Source organism: Peribacillus sp. P4_D6 (genome assembly GCF_056401795.1).
Genome location: NZ_JBFUIQ010000332.1, coordinates 1 through 1,327, shown reverse-complemented (window position 1 = coordinate 1,327; position 1,327 = coordinate 1). Strand labels below are relative to the sequence as shown.

General features: G+C 37.5%; 2 protein-coding genes. Both read right to left on the bottom strand.

What is annotated here, in order from left to right; all coding sequences use genetic code 11:
• Window positions 1-259, bottom strand: a 259-nt coding sequence (locus AC1DVB_RS27320; RefSeq protein ID WP_477591959.1) for a dihydrofolate reductase family protein, incomplete at its 3' end; no start/stop codon positions are given.
• Window positions 260-324: 65 nt separating this feature from the next.
• Window positions 325-1,200: a nucleotidyltransferase domain-containing protein gene (locus AC1DVB_RS27315; RefSeq protein ID WP_235568137.1), complete on the bottom strand. Its 876-nt coding sequence runs from the start codon at window positions 1,198-1,200 to the stop codon at window positions 325-327.
• Between the last annotated feature and the right edge of the window lie 127 nt (window positions 1,201-1,327).

The following is a 1,327-nucleotide window of genomic DNA, read 5'->3' as shown; positions in this document are numbered from 1 at the left end:
ACTGAAGGGAGCTCGAAAATATATAATGTTTCAAACCCTTATAACCTGGTTCACCCGGTTTGGCTCCGAATTGAAATCCAAATTCATATGTTTTACTTCCCATCAATACCGCCYCATATTGCTGGATATCGGATAAAAAGTCCGGGACATGATCTCCTTCAAATAAGAAAAAAGAATGATTGATATCCCCTTCCAACATTGCTTGGTCTGCAATGAAATTATCCAGTGAAACGGCTACATGATATACCAATTGTGCCACTTAGCATCCCTCCAATAGAAATTACACATTTTACACGTACTTTATTTCATTAGCCTCATATGGTATCAGATAGCCATATCGATTATTCTTTTGATATGGTATTCATTTGTTTCGACACCCAATTGAGTACATAGGTATTCATTTAGTCTGAGGAATTCTGGGATCATACGTCTCAACGTTTTAATAATTTCATTTGAATTGCGGCCACAATCCCAACTTTCCAACAGGGATAACTGCTTTCCAGCTAACTTACTTCTATTGCCCTCAATTTTTGTCCATACTCCATAGGGAACATCTAATTGCTCTTCCATTTCCATATACCAACCAGACACAATCAGCCACCGTATCCTATCAAGATTGGATAGTGCATATAGCATTTCTCTTCTCATAACGGCCCTGTAGGTTTCATGGACAAATGCAAGCAGCTTTCCTCTCCAATGCTCAACTTCATCAGGTGTAGGTTTATACACTTTCTCTGCCGATTCTTTTATAATAGGACTCATAATATTAAAAGGATCATAGATGACTTCTACCTCTTTTAACCAAATGGAGGGAACAATTTCCTCAGGTGCATGATACCAGCTATCAACTTTTACAAAGGTATTATAATGAGTGACGACATACGGTGAATAAGGATTGCAGTCTTCGTGAAATGAAACATCTCCCCAATTATTGGCTCTATCCCTTTTTCCCTTTAAAAATTCTGCTTTACGTTTTGGATTAACAATGGTGTGCAAATCTATATCGGAGTATTGATCATCGTTTCCTTTTGCTAATGAACCAGCAATGTAAATAGCCAAAACATCAGGATCTGCCGATAAATCTTTTAATGCATTTTCCAAAAGAATATCGCGTTGTTCCGGTAAAAATGCATCTCTTTCTATATGGTTGCTAACGAATCCCGCACACAAGACCATCTCCTTTTTTTGTAAAACCGTCAAAGTAATATATATTCTTGAATCAGAATAAAATCCCTTTAGCAGAATTGCCGTGTCAGAGATATATACTGCTTTTTACCTCCTTGTTTTCTTTGCTGAGTACCTCTTTACCGGGCAACTATCCTCATTC